This window comes from Bradyrhizobium sp. P3_C3, from assembly GCF_056402655.1.
Genome location: NZ_JBFUGY010000019.1, coordinates 1 through 17,313 on the forward strand (window position 1 = coordinate 1; position 17,313 = coordinate 17,313).

14 protein-coding genes and 1 pseudogene are annotated in these 17,313 nt (G+C 60.7%); 3 read left to right on the forward strand and 12 right to left on the reverse strand.

Going from position 1 to position 17,313, the window contains the following annotated elements; all coding sequences use genetic code 11:
- A pseudogene (locus AC1DW2_RS21925) lies at positions 1–181 on the reverse strand (IS630 family transposase); the annotation flags it as partial.
- A 280-nt stretch (positions 182–461) separates the two neighbouring features.
- Entirely contained in the window at positions 462–1,490 is a 1,029-nt protein-coding gene (locus tag AC1DW2_RS21930) for a hypothetical protein (RefSeq protein WP_063981808.1), read from the reverse strand.
- 373 nt (positions 1,491–1,863) lie between these two features.
- Between AC1DW2_RS21930 and AC1DW2_RS21935 the strand changes: the two genes are divergently transcribed.
- Together AC1DW2_RS21935 and AC1DW2_RS21940 are read left to right on the forward strand one after the other, a co-directional pair.
- Positions 1,864–2,430, forward strand: a complete 567-nt coding sequence (locus AC1DW2_RS21935; protein ID WP_063981809.1) for an OmpA family protein — start codon at positions 1,864–1,866, stop codon at positions 2,428–2,430.
- Positions 2,431–2,547: 117 nt separating this feature from the next.
- Positions 2,548–3,450: a hypothetical protein gene (locus AC1DW2_RS21940; RefSeq protein ID WP_085402418.1), complete on the forward strand. Its 903-nt coding sequence runs from the start codon at positions 2,548–2,550 to the stop codon at positions 3,448–3,450.
- A 120-nt stretch (positions 3,451–3,570) separates the two neighbouring features.
- Here the strand turns inward: AC1DW2_RS21940 and AC1DW2_RS21945 are convergent, their stop codons facing one another.
- Positions 3,571–4,569 carry a hypothetical protein gene (locus AC1DW2_RS21945; protein ID WP_245344163.1) on the reverse strand — a complete coding sequence of 333 codons (999 nt, stop codon included), beginning with the start codon at positions 4,567–4,569 and terminating at the stop codon, positions 3,571–3,573.
- A 212-nt stretch (positions 4,570–4,781) separates the two neighbouring features.
- A complete protein-coding gene (locus tag AC1DW2_RS21950) occupies positions 4,782–5,660 on the reverse strand; it encodes a hypothetical protein (protein ID WP_085402419.1) in 879 nt (292 codons plus the stop codon).
- A 222-nt stretch (positions 5,661–5,882) separates the two neighbouring features.
- On the opposite strand from AC1DW2_RS21950, the gene AC1DW2_RS21955 reads away from it, so the two are divergent.
- Positions 5,883–6,491 (forward strand): hypothetical protein, encoded by a 609-nt coding sequence (locus tag AC1DW2_RS21955; RefSeq protein ID WP_231142835.1) that lies wholly within the window; start codon positions 5,883–5,885, stop codon positions 6,489–6,491.
- A gap of 87 nt (positions 6,492–6,578) precedes the next feature.
- Here the strand turns inward: AC1DW2_RS21955 and AC1DW2_RS21960 are convergent, their stop codons facing one another.
- The 8 genes from AC1DW2_RS21960 to tssB form a co-directional block, all read right to left on the reverse strand.
- On the reverse strand, positions 6,579–8,165 hold the full coding sequence (locus AC1DW2_RS21960) for a methyltransferase regulatory domain-containing protein (protein WP_477007155.1): 1,587 nt from the start codon (positions 8,163–8,165) through the stop codon (positions 6,579–6,581).
- 5 nt (positions 8,166–8,170) lie between these two features.
- Entirely contained in the window at positions 8,171–10,810 is a 2,640-nt protein-coding gene (tssH, locus tag AC1DW2_RS21965; RefSeq protein WP_063981813.1) for a type VI secretion system ATPase TssH, read from the reverse strand.
- A gap of 97 nt (positions 10,811–10,907) precedes the next feature.
- Complete coding sequence (gene tssG / locus AC1DW2_RS21970) at positions 10,908–11,972, reverse strand: type VI secretion system baseplate subunit TssG (protein ID WP_063981814.1); 1,065 nt, start codon at positions 11,970–11,972, stop codon at positions 10,908–10,910.
- A complete protein-coding gene (tssF, locus tag AC1DW2_RS21975) occupies positions 11,936–13,903 on the reverse strand; it encodes a type VI secretion system baseplate subunit TssF (protein WP_477007156.1) in 1,968 nt (655 codons plus the stop codon). The genes tssG and tssF overlap by 37 nt, the downstream gene beginning before the upstream one ends.
- A 1-nt stretch (position 13,904) precedes the next feature.
- A complete protein-coding gene (gene tssE / locus AC1DW2_RS21980) occupies positions 13,905–14,453 on the reverse strand; it encodes a type VI secretion system baseplate subunit TssE (protein ID WP_094184183.1) in 549 nt (182 codons plus the stop codon).
- Between the two features lie 180 nt (positions 14,454–14,633).
- Entirely contained in the window at positions 14,634–15,119 is a 486-nt protein-coding gene (locus AC1DW2_RS21985; RefSeq protein ID WP_014493489.1) for an Hcp family type VI secretion system effector, read from the reverse strand.
- 48 nt (positions 15,120–15,167) lie between these two features.
- A complete protein-coding gene (tssC, locus tag AC1DW2_RS21990) occupies positions 15,168–16,670 on the reverse strand; it encodes a type VI secretion system contractile sheath large subunit (RefSeq protein WP_477007157.1) in 1,503 nt (500 codons plus the stop codon).
- Positions 16,671–16,686: 16 nt separating this feature from the next.
- The gene (gene tssB, locus AC1DW2_RS21995) at positions 16,687–17,214 is read right to left on the reverse strand and encodes a type VI secretion system contractile sheath small subunit (protein WP_085402422.1); all 528 of its coding nucleotides are present in this window, start codon (positions 17,212–17,214) and stop codon (positions 16,687–16,689) included.
- Positions 17,215–17,313: the final 99 nt, after the last annotated feature.

The following is a 17,313-nucleotide window of genomic DNA, read 5'->3' on the forward strand; positions in this document are numbered from 1 at the left end:
CGAGTTCGGCAGCCACGGACTTGCTTGGCAAGCCATCCGCACACCGCAGGATCGCGCGGCAGCGCTCAGATAGCGATCGGGCAACGCGATGACGACGAACTTGCCTCTCCAAGTACGCCCGCTCCTGCGGACTAAGCACCAACGGCGCGATCGGCCGGCCTCGTTCACCTGCATTCGCCACGAGCTCTCTCCTCTGTAGAGATTCGAGCTATCAACTAATGTGGCGAACTTGCGTTCCAGATGACTAGTTCTCAAGCCAGACACTCATGCCCGGCTCAAGGTCTGTCGAATCTCCCTTGGGATCGAGGCGTAAGCGCAGCGTATTGCGGTCATGATGGCCGATGACACGCTCTGCCTGCCAGGTGGCAAAGTAAGCGTTTCGGGGCCGTCGGGGCAGCTTCTGACCCAAGGCGACATTCAACGTCTGGAGTGATTTCCAGCTTCTGTCTGATCTTCGGATGCTAGCCGGGGAAGTCGCGGAACTCCTTGACGAGATTGAACGGGATTTTCCACCCGGCGCCTCCCCCGCGCATCAGCATCTTGATGTCTTCCGCCCTGTTTTCTTTTCCGGTTTTCGGATCGGTCTCCAGCGTGTGGCCTTGGCTGTCCCAAGGTTTGCTCGCGCTCTTCGAGTAGTAGCCGAGAAAATGGCCGGATTCATGGGCAGACGTGTTAGGCCCGCGTTGCGAGCTGATGAAGGCAAGGTCCAGCCCGCGAGCAAACGAGCCATTGGCGAGGCCGCCATTGGACCAAACCTTATCGACGCAGAAAATGGTTAGATGGGCGCCCTGAACTTTGTGTTTGACGAAGATGCCCTTCAGTTTCTCGACGTCGATCACATCGGGAAAGGTCGCCAGGCTCGCATCCTTCATGCCAGTCGCATTGGCGATCTCCTGTTTGATGGCAGCCTGCGAGTCGTCGATGACCAGCCAGTCGCTTGGCACCCGCTCGAAGCGGATGTTGGCCTGCGGCCTCCATATATTGTTCATCGTCAGCAATTCGTCTTGCTCGTTGCAGGGCTTCTTGGCGTGAAACGCCGGAGCGCCGCCACTCCCCGGAACCATGACATTGCGGAACGCCACCTTGATCTTGATTTCCGGTAGCACCACGACATAGAGCTTGGCTTCGATCTTCCGGCCGGCCGAACGGGCCACCACCTCCAGGCCGGGAAAACCAATCGGCTTAATCCGGCCATTGATCTCGAAAAACCGTGCATCGCCATTGAAGGTGGCGGGAAGTGACGCCGCCCTGAGCTGCGGATCGATATCGGGTTTGGAGAAGGTTTCTCTGGCCTGCATGACGCGTCTAAGGGTATCGGCGCCATCGATCTCCTTGATCCCGAGGGCATGGGCGTTAGGATCGACTTTGAGCTTTCTTCCGGGATCGATCAGCGCCACGATGTTGGAGCCGCCGAACGGCACCACCATGCCCGGCGGGCTGCGGCGCTCATCGATGCCGGAGCGGCGGAAAACCTCTTGAAAGGCGGCCATGTCTGGTTCTCCTGTCTTAGTTCGGTCCGTCAACGCGAAATCTTGCGCGCGGAAATGAGAGCCTCCTTCGGCGGCGGGAAAACAATCTGGCCGGTCCCCGCGGCGAGATGCAGAAAATTTCGGCGGCGAAGTTTCATGGCCAGTTCCTCCGCAACAATTTGGCACGGACGGCAATAGGCGTAGCCTACCCCGCTTTCCGGAGAGCGCGGAAGGCCAATCAATGTCCGCTAATGGCCCTGTTGAGGGCGCCCGCACCTCGCCTTTGAACTTCCCCGACCGCTCACGTCACTACTAGTCATAGCCGTGGTGGGAGCCGACGCTCCCTCCAGTGCTCAGCTTTGGGCAGGCCACGCCAGCAATGGGAGAAATTGCCATGGGACGCGCGCCGCAGCCACTGCCGCAATACACGCCGCCGGGCCCGGTGGAACAGATGCCGAATATGGCGACGCAACCGCAGTGCTCGCCGCTTGCCAAGGTTCACAGCGCCGCCGTCTTTCCCTACGTGGCCAATGAAGTCGCGACGTCCCGCACCGAGGTCGGCCATCTCGGTGTGGACGTCAGTCTGGTCCCGCCGGCCGGCATCTGCCAATATCTCATCATCTGGGATTTCGGCGTCGACTGGCGGCATCTCAAGAACATCGCCAAGCGCGATCCGCTGTTGGCAGCGCAGCTCATCCGATTTGAGACCGACAAGTCGTTGCAGTTCCAGATCGTCGGATACAGCGACAGCACCGGCGGCGAACGGAACAACAGCTTCCTGCGCACGGGCCGGGCCAAGAACGTCTTTCACCTGTTCGGCCCAAGCGCCCGCTCGCGCGTCTTCTCCGTCAAGCCCGCCTCACACTACGAGTATCTGAAGGACAACACGACCGTGATGAACAGGGCCGCCAATCGCGCTGTGGTCGTCGAAATCTTCGGCGGCGGCGGCGGGACGATCTAGCCACCTTCCACAACGCGAACGGAGGGGCGGGCGGCTCCTATTGGTGCAGTACAGCGTTTCAGCGCTTGCGGAGCCTGGCCGGACCACTATTGCTCGACCACGCAAGGGAGGTAGGTCATGCCACTGACCGAAGGCGACGTCCTGGACACACTCAGTGACTCGGTCGCGCTTGGTATCGAGTTCTACGTCGACAAGATCCATATCAAGGGCGAATACTTGACGACAGTTCGCGATCACATTCGCGCCGGCAATATATTGGTGAAGGGCGGCACTCAGGATCTCGCCTTCTACGATCAGGTTACGGATGTTCTGTTGACGCAGAAGAAGTCGCCGCCCGCAAATGATAGCGATCGGGCGCTGCTCCTGCATGAGTGCGTCCACGCCATGATCGACGTCTATGATCCTGACGGCGCTGTTACGCGCCACATGGGCGAACTGGCGGCCTACCTCACTCAAACCACATATAGCGTTCGCAAGAATCCGTCGTCTAACCGCAACGGCACCGCCCCCTGGGACAAATTCTGGGGCGACCTCTACGCCACGGTGCGCGCCAATAAGCTCGACACCAGCGCGGGCAACGGCGTCCGGATCCCGTCGGCGACGCTCGAAAATCTGCGCCGGCAACTCGCAGCGCTGCCTTTTGTGAACTATGGAGATTTCACAAAAGAAGCGACGGGCGTATCGGATGGGCTGACCCGCAGGAACCTATTTCTGTCGAGCGATGAACCCGTGTCGATGCGATCATCGAGCGTTTCCCACGAAACTTATGTTGATCCGAGCGATGACTATTTGATGCGCACCCTGATGGAGGCCTACGCGAGCGCCGATGTTAGAGGCTATGGCAGCCGCCTGCGCCGGCTACGTCGTGATTTTCTCTATTGCTCGCTGTCTCGCGCCCATGAGCTCCGGAAGAGGTTTTCGGTGCGGAAGCGTGGAGACCGGCTCTCCGAACTGTTTCACGATCGCCTGTCGCATGGCGGCCGCGCAATTCTTCTCCGTGTGCTTGCGCTGCGAAGCTGACCAGCACGCAAGTCGGAAAAATACTTTTGAGAGGAAGAATGCGCGACCGCACCGCGTCGAATGCTCGGCGTGTCGGTGCTTCAGTTAAGTAGACTCCCGACCACTCCCCTGCAGCGGGTTCTAGTCCAGGTGCCTTGCGCGCAGATCTTGAAGGTCCTTTTTCAATGCCACAAGATCCAGCCCGCGAGGAAAAGTGAGGCGTCCAGAGCGGATCACGAGCCGGACGTACGGATAGCGCTCCTCGGCAAGCATCGGAGAACTGATTTTGTATTTGTGCCAATCTTCAACGATGTGTGCCTGTTGCTCGACGTTGTATGAGTCCCAGGAATCGCCCGGCGTGTACTCGTAGCCGGAACCGATTGTCTGCGTCCAGAACGAGCGCGCCATCGTCCAGTTTGAATCGTTGAACGCCTGCCACACATGGGTCATTTCGTGCACGAAGAGGTCGCAAATGCGACCGAAGTCGTCGCACAAGAGACCGAAGGTGGGGCTAGGCGATGCCAGGTTACTGAACGCGACACTGCCAAGATTGATGGCATACCGCATGCTCGGCACCATGGGATTGCCTCCCCTGAAGAACGGTCCATCGTTCGTCCACGGTCTTCCGCCTGCTCCCAGGCCATTGGTAATCGCAATTGTCTCCCACGGCGGCAGCGTCGGGCCAAAAACGTTGCGCGCGAAATCCCGTTCGCTCACGTCCAGCACGCGCGCGAAGTCGGGTCGGCTTCCTTCACATTCCGGCGGGGTCGGAGCCGCTGGGGTGGGCGCAACCGGTGGAGTGGGCGCAATCGGCGGGGGAGGCGGCGTACCTGGCGGCAGATAGATGAATCCCCCTCGCCATCCACCTCTCCCGCCCGTCGTACCGGAGGAAAACGCAAAATTTTGGCGATCGGGCGACATCGCGCGGCAGCCGACATACTCGGCCAGGTACCAGTTCACCTGGCGTGTGGCTTGTTGGAAATCGCGCTGCTTGACGAGCTTGACGCCCGGAAAATTGAACTCGATGAGGTCCCAGGGGGCGATGCCGATCCGCTTGGCAAGGGATATCCAGGTCTCGCCTGCCGTCACCGCATGCCGGATTCCCGCGGGCGGTACATAGCTTTCGACGACGGGCTTCAACGGCCTTTCCTGGTTCGGCAATGTAAGACCTCCCCCGCCGATTCCTGCGGAACTACGCGTTCTCGCCACCAATACTTATTGGTCGCCGCTACCTCGAGGCGGTTCGATGGTTCCATTCATTCGGGCCACCAACTGGCAGTGGCAAATCGAAGAGCCTCATTCGTAGATTGGAGGCGTAGACACGAAGCAATGTCGAACGAGCGATATCCGCTTTAGCGCCGGCCTTTTGGCTTCGAGCCGAGCAGATCATGCGTGCCGCTGATGCTCACGGTTCCGGAGCACTCGAAACCGCCGAAAAGTCCGCAGGAGCCCGTGACCGTAACGCGCAAGTCTTTGCGCTGGTACATGTCGACCGAAATGCCCACGCGCGAAAAGTCGTTCGCGCTGTTCGGCAGGATCAGATCGATGTGCTCCGCGGCCCATTGCGGTATATGCTTGTTGCTCTTCCAGAACAGCTCATTGCCGGCGTGATGCACGAAGTTCGGTCCGACCGTAAGGGCGCCGTCCACGCCTTCGAATACGAAGCCTGTTTCGTCGATGTGCACGTTCACCCGATCAGGTGCTACGGCGAAATGCAACGAGGTGATGTCCTGGGGCTGCGGGTCCTTGCCGAATTGCGAGCTGTAGGCGTCGCTCCATTGTCCGCGGTCGCGCCCGAGCCCGAAGCCATGGCGGCCCGGGAGATCCCGCGTTGAGAGCGGCCTGTCCGACAGCTTTGGGCGCCAGATCTCCCGGAACCCCTTGCCGATCGTTGCCGCCATCGACAGATCGAGGGCCCAATGCGACGCTTTCTCCCGGCTTTGCCCTTCGGCGAAGGCGTCGAATCCGTCCGTCGTCTTGGCAATGCGCAGCTTCTTGATCAGCTCTTCCCAGTCCTTGGGCAGGAAGGTGACGCCGTCGAGCGTGGTCGTCGCGGCAGCGACACCATACTTCTCGAGCTGGTGCCGGATGTAGGGCTTCTCGTCATAAAGGCGCACATCCGGGTTGGGGCCGGCAAAATAATTCTTCAAATCGATCTGCGGCCGCAGCATGGTCAGTCGTGCCGCGATCTTCCGGTAAGTGTCGGTCGTCGTCGGATCGGTCGTCGTCATGGGGCGCACTCCGAGGCAATCCTCGCCCCAAATTGGTCTCGCCCGGACGGGTTCGGGTTCAATGCCGGCTCGTTCGACCAAGCTGCCGCCCGGCCCAGGTTATTCGAATTCCTATCGCGCCGGTGCAATGACTGTTTGAACCTGCTGATCGGAAACGGCGACCACCAACCGTGGGGTAGTGCGAACAACGAGGACGATCAAATGTCACTGCGGAGCAGGGTATTGGACGTACTCCATGGCCCGGCGGTCGCACGCATGCGCTTCCGGTTTCCGATCCGCGGCAGCCATGTGACGATTGCGCCGCAAACGTTCCATCACGTCGCCCGCGCGATCCGGTTGGGGCAGGTCACCGTCAGACCTCCGACGGATCTCGCGGCAGGCGTTGCTGCACAATACAACGATGTCGCGAGAACCAGGGCGGACGGCACGGCGGTTGCGGCAAACACGCTGGAGGTCGTGTCGGCAGCGGGGCGGATGGACGAGGCCTATATCGTCCACGAGAGCCTGCATGCGGCATACGATCTGTTGCGTACAGGCCTTGATGCCAATGCCGAAGAGGCGTCTGCCTACGTCTGCACGGCGCTCTATTGCCGCATGACAGGCCTGCCCCGCCCTCGCTGGGCCAACGGGCCGATCTACGCCAATGCCGCAGAGGTCGCCCGAACGCTGCTGTCCCAGTATCAGAAGGGCGATCCCGGGATTCCCTGGGTCGGCGAGCATGAATGGAAGATGCTGCGCGCAGGTGTTGGCCTTGATCCGGTCTATGCCAGCGGACCCGGCGGTATTCTCACGGGATGGCTCCTCGGCCAGCAATATACCCACGACGGCTAGAGTGCCGGGCCGCATCCGCTGCAGGAAATGGCACGAGCTTCCAACTCCTGCCGTTCATCGCCAACGGAGCCGACGCACTTGAGCGCATCACGCGACCAGCAGGCCCAGCTTGCCGACCATCGCAAGCGAGCGCTGAACGCTTTCTCGCGTTGACAGCAATAACGGCTCGGCAGGCTGCCCGGCATTATCCTTCTGGTCTATCCGGATGGTCGGGCCGAATTTTTCCGTCATTTCGGCCGTGATCTGGTCGATGGTCCGCGCTCCGTCGAGCAATTGCAGGAAATCCCTGGTCCGGTCGTCCTCCAACTGCACCGTTTGGTGGAGGAGGTTGGTGACGAGCGGACCTGTTTGCGCTTGTCTTCGCGCGAGCAGGCTCGCCTGCGGATGCTCGGTAGCTTCCTTCAACAAAAAGGGACGCGACAGCAGGAACGAAACCTCGCCGCTGCAAGCCAGGATGAACATCGCCTCCGTCAACACCTTTTGGTCATCATCCGCCCGCCGGTCGCCCAGCAGCGCGCGGGCCCCATCGAGCAGCTCGTCGAATGATAATGCTCGCGGCCAGGCCCGGCCCAGACATAGATGCGCGGCCTTCAAGAGCGGATTGGTTACCGTGACCCTGCTGCCGTCCTGGTTCTCGAATTCCATCGCGGAATCGTCGGTCACGCAGGCGTTGGGGTCGACCGGGTTGGTCGTGCTCAGCAAATGGAACCGGGTGACGAAATCGAGGTCGACCTGGCGGGACAGCGAAATGCTGTCGTGGCAGAGCAAGGTGCGCCGAAAGCCGTTGCCGTCGATGAAGTCCTGATATTGATCGCGCGCCATGAACTCGCTTTCCGGGAAGCGCTGCAGCGTCGCGCGAACCTCCTCGGAATAGCCGGCAAGATAGCGTCGTGAAAAATCAGCATCGCCCAGATATTGCAGGCCATGGCGGCTTGCGTCCTCGGCGACCTCATGCAGCAAGAACGCCTCGGCACCATCATCGAGATCGTCGTGAAACAGAAGCTCGTCGGGGGACTTGAGGACGCGGTTGTACTGGTCGCGCATAACTGCGCCGTGCACCGAGTTGGCCTTCGAGCCGTCGCTCAGGAACTTCAGGATCGCGCGGGCCTGTCCGACCTTCTCCTTCATGCCGGTGAGACGGCGGGTGTGATACCGCATCATGTCGCGGACCATGTCGCGAAGATGCGAGAACGGGTGCGCATTGTAGCTGACGTAGCAGACCCCGCGGGGAGCCAGGTTCTGCTTGAAGATCATCATCATCTTCTCGCGCACCGCCGGCGGCACCCAGGAATACACGCCGTGTGCGATGATGTAGTCGAACTCCCCGAAGCCTGCGTCGACATTCATGATGTCGCAATGGAGAAGCTTGATGTTGCTCAGGCCCAATGTGGCGATGTTTCGCTGGCCGCGCTCGATCGTCACGCCGCTCAGGTCGACACCGACGAATTCGCTGATTGGATATTGAAAGGCCATCGGCAACAGGTTGCCGCCAACGCCGCAGCCAAGCTCCAGCACCCGGCAACGCTCGACCGGCGCTGACTGCATGCCGTAAACGGCAGCAATGGTAGCAAGATGGTTCGGATGAGTGAGCCCGTAGACGTGGCCTGGGTAGTAGACCTCGTCGTATGGCGTGGGACCGGCGTTCGGGTGGCGATGCTCGGTTTGAATGTTCATCGTCCTCAGTTCCACGAATATGCGAACTTGTCGTTCTCGATCGAGACCCGCGCTTGCTTGATTTCTTCCTTGGCAAGCGACTTGCTAAGGAACTCGCGCGACAGCTCCGGGAGCAGGGTGTTGGTGATGATGTTGTCAATCATTCGCCCGCCGGAATCCGGGTCGTTGCAACGTGACACAATGTGCTCCACGACCGCGTCATCGTAGTCGAAGGACGCGTTATGATTGTCGCGGAGGCGTCGTCCGATCCGGTCGAGCTGTAACCGAACGATCCCGGCGAGCATCTCGTCGGATAGCGGGAAGTACGGTATCGAGACGATGCGTCCGAGCAGCGCTGCGGGAAACACCTTCAGCAGTTCCGGCCTCAGCATCTTGGCGAGCTCTTCCGGCTCGTTGCGATACTTTGGATCGCGCGAGAGGCCCATGATCAGATCGGTGCCGACGTTGGTGGTAAGGATGATCAAGGTGTTCTTGAAGTCGATCCGCCGCCCGTTGCCGTCCTCCATGGTTCCCTTGTCAAACACCTGGAAGAAGATCTCGTGGACGTCGGGATGAGCTTTCTCCACCTCGTCGAGCAGGATGACACTGTAGGGCTTGCGCCGGACAGCCTCGGTGAGGCGTCCACCTTCGCCATAGCCGACATAGCCGGGAGGTGCACCCTTCAAGGTCGAGACGGTGTGCGCTTCCTGGAACTCCGACATGTTGATCGTGATCATGTTCTGCTCACCGCCGTAAAGGGTCTCGGCAAGCGCCAGGGCGGTTTCAGTCTTGCCCACGCCGGATGGACCAGCCAGCATGAACACGCCGATCGGCTTGGAAGGGTTGTCAAGCTTGGCGCGGCTGGTCTCGATTCGCTTGGCGATCATCGTCAGCCCATGAGACTGGCCGACGACGCGGCGGTTGAGGATCTCCGGTAGCTTCAGCACGGTTTCGATCTCGTCGCGCATCATCCGGCCGACCGGGATGCCGGTCCAGTCAGAGACAACGGACGCCACCGATTGCTGGTCTACATGGGCATAGACCATCCGCTTCTCCGGATGGATGCTCTCAAGTGTGTCGAACTTGCCGCGCAACTCCGCGCGCCTGGCAGCCGGATCTTCGCCTTCTTTGGGCTGGGACAGAATCTCCCGGATGCTCCGGATGTCCTTGACGAGTTCCTGCTCTGCGGCCCAATCGGCTTCAAGGTTCGTCAGCTTGTCCTTCAGTGCCGCAATGTCGTTGTCGATCGCCGTGATGCGGTCGCTGTCCTTAAGCCCAAGATCGCTGTCGCTGACGAGTGCCGATTTCTCGGCTTCACGAGCGGTAATCGCAACGCGTGCATCCTCGATCAGGGCTGGCGTCGCGCTCTGGCTGATGGCCACGCGCGCCGAGGCGGTATCAAGCAGGCTGACCGCCTTGTCCGGCAACTGCCGTGAAGGAATGTAGCGGTGGGACAGGTTGACCGCTGCGACGATCGCAGCATCGGAGATGCGAACGCCGTGGTGCTTTTCCATCGGACCGAGAAGTCCGCGCAGCATGATGCAGCAGGTCTCCACTTCCGGTTCATCGATCTGGATCGGCTGGAAGCGTCGCGTGAGCGCGGGGTCTTTCTCGATATACTGGCGATATTCTGCCCATGTGGTGGCGGCGATCGTGCGCAGCGTGCCACGGGCGAGAGGAGGTTTCAGGAGATTGGCCGCATCACCGGTGCCGGCCGCGCCGCCGGCGCCGATCAATGTATGGGCTTCATCGATGAACAGTATGATCGGGGTGGGTGAGCTCTGGACCTCGTCGATCACCGAGCGCAAGCGCTGCTCAAACTCACCCTTCATGGAAGCACCGGCCTGCATCAGGCCGATGTCGAGCGCACAAAGCCTTACACCGCGGAGCGGTGGCGGCACGTCGCCGGCGGCGATTCGCTGGGCGAATCCCTCGACAACTGCGGTCTTGCCGACGCCAGCCTCGCCGGTAAGAATTGGATTGTTCTGCCGCCGTCGCATCAGCACGTCGATCAGTTGGCGGATTTCTTCGTCCCGGCCAAGGATCGGATCCATCTCACCTGATTTGGCCTTGGCGGTGAGATCCTGGGAGAACCGGTCGAGCGGCGTCGTCCCCTTGGGACCCGCTTGGGCCGCGCCTTCCGTGCCTGCGCCGACCAGGCCCGAACCGTCCATCGGCCGCATGGTTTCCTCGTCGGAGCCGGCCCAGACATTGCGGCGCTCCGCGGCGAGTGCGTCGACGTTGACCTTGGCGAATTCCTGCGAGAGGTTGTTCAGCGTGCGACGAATATCATTCGATTTCAGGCCCGCCACGAGCAGATGACCGGTGCGGATCTGGGTCTCGCCAAAGAAGAGCGTGGCATAATGCCAGCCCCGATCGAGCAGATCGATGACCGGATTGGCGACGCCCGGCATGTCGGTTTCGTTCTTACGAAAGCCATTGATCACGCCGGCAAGGTCCGACAACAAGCGTGCCCGGTCGAGCTTGTAATGATCGACCGAGAGGCTGAGATCGTTGCGTTCCTGCTGCAGGATATGAAACAGCCAGTGCGCTAGCTCGACGTTGCGATTGCCGGCGCTCTTTGCGTGGCGCAGGGCCTGTATGAAGGCATCATAGCCGGCCCGGTTCAGCTTGCCCGTTACAGCCTCAATGCTGATGTCGGTCACGGCGGATCCTCCTGCTTAATCCATCCGCGGATGCCTGGCATCAAGCGGAAATTTCATCGAATCCCATAGCTTTAGGCAATCGGCGCTACGGATAGGTTCAAATCGCCGAGGCATCGGCTGCGGCGGCCCGACGGGCGCTCAAGCGCTCGCTGAGCTGAAAGCGGGCATCGCGGCGATATTCTTCCGTGGAAGTCCAGTTCGGCGAGACCCAGGTGGTCCATCCAAGTCGTCCGCTCTGTCCGAGCCTGACCGGGACGACCTCTCCCGCTGGAATGGCGAGCTCCACCTCCCATTCCAATTCGTCGCCGATATAGAAGAACACGGCGTCCGCCAGAGGCTCCGACAAGTTGCGCGCTTCGGTCGGCAAGAACTGTTCGTACTGGGTAAAATTCTTGACAAAGACCCGCACCCTGATCTTGTCCTCGACGCTGAACACGCGTGAGCCCAGAAGAGCGTCCCGGCCGAGCCTGGCATGGGTTCCGCCGAGCCGGCTGCAATGACTTGGGTCGAATGACAGCCAGGTGCCGACAAATTCGTCGATCTCGACCTTGACGTCGAACAGCCCCTGCAGGAACCGCGTCAACCGTGACGCACACTTCGCTCTGGGGGAGATCAGTCCGGCAAAGCTGAGCTTCGCCATGTCCGGTACGGTGTCTCGATCAGCGAAAACGTCGGAGCCGAGGCCGGCGAAGGAGCCGACATAGGCGATGAAGCGATCATCCGCCGGACGGTCGTGCTGAGCGATCGGCCGCGCATCGGCCCAGGCGCGAAAGAAGAGTTGCAGAAAGCGTCCGTTGAGCAGATCGAGAAAGCGCGGGAAGGCGTCATCCCGCATCAGCCACCAACTGAGGCTCTCGTCGGTGGTGGCAAGCGGCAGCGCGCCCTGCGGCCCCAGGAGACCGAGAAATTTGACGAGTATCCTGAGCCGGCCACCCACGTCGTCGACGGCCGCAAGGTTGGAGGCGGGGAACTCCAGATAAGGCACTTGGCCGAGGTCGATATACTCCTCGCGGCGTGCAGCGCTGTCACCGATCCGCGGTCGATCCGAGTTGGCGCGCTCGAGCTGGCGCAACGCATTAAAGAAATCGAACCGCCAGGGCTCCGCCTTCATCTGGTCGATCAGCGTCATAGAGGTCTCCGCGTGCCCATGCGCGGCGGCCAACGCATGATCTCGCCGCGCTCCGGCGTCGAGACGACCGTCTGTGTGAAGGTATTGAAGCCCGAATAGTCGGCGAAGAAGCGCTCCAGCACGGCTCCGAGCAAGAACACGCCGCTGCCCTCGAATGCCTTCTCGTCGAGCGTGATGGTAATCTCCAGGCCGCGCGCTGCGCCGCTGCCGGTGCGCTCGCGCACCCGCCGTACGACCGGCCGGCTTTCTATGCTGCGCACGCCGCGGATCTTGCGTTCCGTGGCGTCGTCGAACTGATCGGCGAACAAGGACAGCATTTCGCGCAGGGCTCCGGCGTTCTTGCCGCCACCGCGCTCGACGAGGCCAAGATAGTTCAGGCTCAGCATGTTGATCAGCCGCCAGCTGACGATTCCGCTGTTCGCGATCTCGCTGCGGCTGCGCAATTGGGCCACGATCGGTTCGCGTGGTCGGGTGGGACCGGCGACGCACATCAGATCAAGGGAAGTATCGTCCAACAGGCGGAAGTCGGCGCCGCCCTGGCCGACCGGCAAGTGTTCGGTGAGATGCCGGTTGGAGCACAGCGCCCGGACGCTGAGTTCGGCGACCGCACCTTCGCCGCTAAGTTCACCGGGCTCCAGCAGAGACAGGAACATGTCCGTCCCGGTGTAGTCCGATGATGCGCCGTACGTCTTTTCTCCCACTGTGCGGCGCCGGGGCAACCGTCGAACGGTGAAATAAAGCCCCTCGACCGATCCGCTGGTCCGGTCGACGGCGGCCGAATACAGCGGGCGCACCGGCCGCTTGTCCTTGTCGGCCGGAAAGTGCGCGTAGACTTCGAGTACCTGGTGCGGTTCGTATTCCAGATAGCGGCTGCGATCGGGCACCACATGGTACTCGTGCGTATTCGACTTGACGGGGATGCGATCGCTCGTCTTCTCGAACAGGTTGATTGCCGGCGCGCTATAGAGCCTGAAGGTATCGGGCCGCACCGCGGCGGCAAGCCGTGAATTGTGTTCATCGAAAGCGAAGACGATATCGATCGATTTGCTGCGCAGCCGTGGCATCACGCTGCGAAGTCCCGTCAGGTTGAAGCCGAGGAACTTGCGTGGAAACATGAAATATTCCCGCAGCAGCTCCGAGCCGCGAAAGACCCGGTTGTCGTTGGGAAACAGCGACTCGTCCTCGTCGAAACCAATCTGCTGCACGCAGTCATGGGGCGCACGAGTCACCACCGGATCGCCGAAATCATCGAGATGCCGGAAGTAGACGCCCTTGCAGTTCGAGATMAATTGCTCGTAAAGCGCAATGGCGTCGGATTCCGCGCCTGAAAGGTAGATCGGAAGTTCGCTCGTGCGGCAGCCTGCAAACCAGGTTTCCGGCTTGGCCCTGGCCTCCGCGTCCGGCAGCTCCTCATCGAGCCGGGCCGCGGTACGGTGGGTCAACGACAGCCTGAGCCCGGCGATGACGTCGCCGCCGACGGGAATCCCGAGCGCCTGCAGCGCGCCTGCCGTCGAGAAGTATTCGGCGCCGGTGACGTCGAATGGCCAAAGAGCGATATCGCGGCAAAGTCGAAATCGGCAGGAGAGACTTCGTTCTCTCTCGCGATAGGTGGCGTCGAAATAGGCGCCGCGCGCGATCTTCTTGCCATCGCGTAGCGCTGGGTCGGCATAGGGGGGGCGTGCCGTGACCAGCATGGCCGACGGAGTCGGGGCAAGGTAATTCGGAACCAGTTGCTCGAGCAGGTTTGCAGTGAATTCCGGGAATTCGTGCTTGAGCTTGAGCTGAACGCGAGCGGCGAGAAATGCGGCACCTTCCAGCAATCCCGTGATCATGGGATCAGAGCGATCCCGGATCAGCCCACCGAGGCGTTCTGCGATGCCGGGATACTCTTCGGCGAAATCCCCGGCCTGCTCGTAGAGCAGTGACAGTTCACGATTGTAAAAATCCAGGAATTCGCGGTTCATGCTAAAGTCGGTTGATCTGGATATCGCCGCTGTCGAGGTCGACGTCGGCGACGAACTCCACGGGGACGTTGAGCGGCTCGGCCTTCAGGTCGGCGTGAACGATGAAGCGCAGCTTGAGTTGCTCGGGGCCGACCGAGCCGTCGCGTCGGACCCGGATGGTGTTGCGATCGAGCCTCGGTTCATAAGTCGTGAGCGTCTCGCGCAACGCGTCGGTGAGCTCGTCGTCGGCGACCTCGTCGATCGAACGGTGGGCAATATCAGGGAAGCCAAAGTTCAGGATTGAGGTTCGGACGCAATCGTGGCCGTTCAGATCCAGGGTCGATTCCAGGGCAATGGTATTGAGGAGCGTTTCGAGGTCATGGGAGACCTCGCGCCGGAGCAACGTTTCCGAGATTGGAAATCGGCCCGCGCTCCGCCGCCCTGCAATGACCCGCTCGCCAGACTCATCGCGTAGATTGAGCTTCTTGCGTGCGTCGCGCGCTTCATGGGCTGAGCGAAATGCCAGCATCAGTGGGGGAGAGAGCCGATCCTTCTTTCGTGCAATGGTCATTCACGGTCCCCATGACGCCCAACTCGCATGCAATCCCGGGGGGCGCGCGTTGGTGTCCGACTTGGCGTCGCCCAGCAGGCTTTCGGGCCCGCAACCGGGCCTGACGAGAGGTGCGATCAAAATCGCACCGCTTGGCGCCGGTTCGCCAATCGCAACCGGCGCCAGGCGAGGGGCCGACAATCAGGCCCATTCCTTGTTGGCAGGAACATCCCAGCCAAACGTCGGCGAAGCTCCGGCGCCACCCTTCTCCGTCTGGGTCTTGTAGATCATCTTGACCTTCGCGAAGTTCAGACTCACGTTTTCGGTAAGGCGATCTTCGCCGTGCGATCCGCCTGTCGATACGCTCGTCACGAGAACCTGCTTCATCTCGATCTTGAGATATTCCAGCGGGTTTTCGCCGGCCTTGCGGACCGTCAGGATCGCGCTGTCGATATGCTTGCCGTTTGCGCAGACCTTGAAAAGTTCCGGCGTGGCCTTGTCAACGAAGTGCGTGAAGTGAAGATCCTGCACGCTGACCTTGCCGGCGCCGCCGCCMGATCCGCTGTGGAAGGTACCGGTCTGGCTCTCGCCAAACGACCAACTCAAAATATCGATTTCGTCTTTGTGCTTGTCGTCCAGCGACTCGCCCTTGATCGGATCGAGTTTCAGGAAGATGTCGACAGCCATAGCATGGTCCTCTCAAATTTCTGTGTGTACGGTTGCGATGCTGCAGCGTCAGGAGCTGGGACCTGGCAGGCGTGAAACCAGACTGAGGCCGACATCCATCGCTTCCAATTGAAAGTGCGGACGAAGAAAGAAGCGCGCGTTGTAATATCCCGGGTTCTCCTCGTTTGCTATGACCTCTACCTTCGCAGCGGCCAGCGGCTTGCGCGCTTTCTGAGCTTCTGACGATAGGGCTGGGTTGGCATCAACGTACTCGTTGATCCAGGTTTGCAGCCAGACCGTCAGCTCATCCTTCTCCTTCATGGATCCGATCTTGTCGCGAACCATGCACTTCAGATAGTGCGCAAAGCGAGACACTGCGAACATGTAGGGCAGACGTGACGACAGGTTGTCGGACGCGGTTGCATCCACGCCCTTCTCGCCGAAATACTTCTTCGGCTTGTAAAGCGACTGGGCGCCGATGAAGGCGGCCTTGTCGGTGTTCTTGCGATGGATCAGCGGGATGAGACCCGCCTTTGCAAGTTCGTGCTCGCGGCGATCGCTGATGGCGATCTCGGTCGGGCATTTCAGATCGACGCCACCGTCGTCGGTCGGGAATGTGTGCGTCGGCAGATTGATGACCTCTCCGCCGGATTGCACACCGCGGATGCGCGTGCACCAGCCGAACTCCTTGAAGGCGCGGTTGATGTTGACCGCCATCGCATAGGCCGCGTTGATCCAGCCGTATTTGTCGCCGGTGTGCCCGTCTGTCTCCTCCTCGAAGGCGAACTCTTCCACAGGCTCCGATTTCGCGCCGTAGGGGAGGCGACCCAGCGCGCGCGGCATGCACAGGCCGAGATAACGCGAGTCGTCCTGGTCGCGCAGTCCCTTCCATGCGGCATATTCCGGCGTGTCGAACACCTTGCCGATATCGCGAGGGTTGGACAATTCGGTCCACGAGTCCATTCCCATCAGCGTCGGCTCGGCGCCGCTGAAGAAGGGGGCGTGTGCGGCGCCGGCGATCTTGCTGAGATCGCGCAGCAACTGCACGTCGGTGGGGAGGTGGCTGAAATAGTAGTCGCCGATAAGGCAGCCGAACGGCTCGCCGCCCAACTGGCCGAACTCGTATTCGTAGATCTGCTTGAACAATGGGCTCTGGTCCCAGCGCGCATCGGGGTAAAGCCGCAGATTACGATACAGCTCGGTCTTCGAGACGTTCATGACCCGGATCTTGAGGTTGGCGTCGGTCTCCGAGTTGAAGACGAGGTAGTGGAGGCCCCGCCAAGTACTTTCGATCGCCTGGAATTCGGGTGCGTGAATGATCTCGTTCATCTGCGCGGTCAGCTTCTGGTCGATCCGCGCGATCATCTCCTCGATCGTGTCGAGCACGTCCGACTTGATGACGCTCGAGTCTTTCAATGCCTCTTGAACGAGCGTGGATACCGCGTTGTCGACCTCGGTCGCTGCGCGTTCGGTGCGCGGTTTGAAGCTTTGCTTCAGCAGAGTGGCAAACTCGTCAGCTTCGACGGTCTTGACCTGGGTGGTGCTCTCTTTGTGAAYAGCTTCTTTTGCCATGGTCCCCGTTCCTTCCTTAGCTCTCGGTGCCAGGTTCGATCGACTGGCTGATCGCGCGTTCCCGAAGCGCTGCCATCAGTTGAGGATCGGCCAGAAGTTTTTTCAGCTGATCCTCGGCGGCTACCTTGCCATCCATGTAGCGCAGCAGGTTGGCAAGTTGTTCGCGCGCCTCGAGCAGCTTGGCTGTAGCCGGCACCTGGCGGGCGACGGCCACGGGAGTGAAGTCGGCCATCTTGTTGAAGCGCAGATTGACCGAAAGTTTTTCGTCTGATCCGTCGCTGAGACGATTGGCGACGCGCGCCGTCACGCCGGGCTGGATTGCCGCCATGCGGCTGTCGAAATTGTCCATATCGAACTCGAGGAATTTGCGCTCCTCGACCTTCGTCTTCTCGACGCCGGGGTTATTGCCGGAAAGGTCGGAGAGGACGCCCATGACGAACGGCAGTTCGATCAGCCGCTCGGCGTCGTAAGGATCTTCGTATGTGATGTGCACGCGTGGTGCGCGATTTCGACGAATGAATTTTTGACCGCTATCTGTAGCCATGGTTCCCTCACTACGAAATCGCTTTAGACGTCGAATTTGCGCGACGCAGATCGGCTAGGGGACTTCAAGTTGCTGCGGTCGGCAAACATCCTTGTGTCC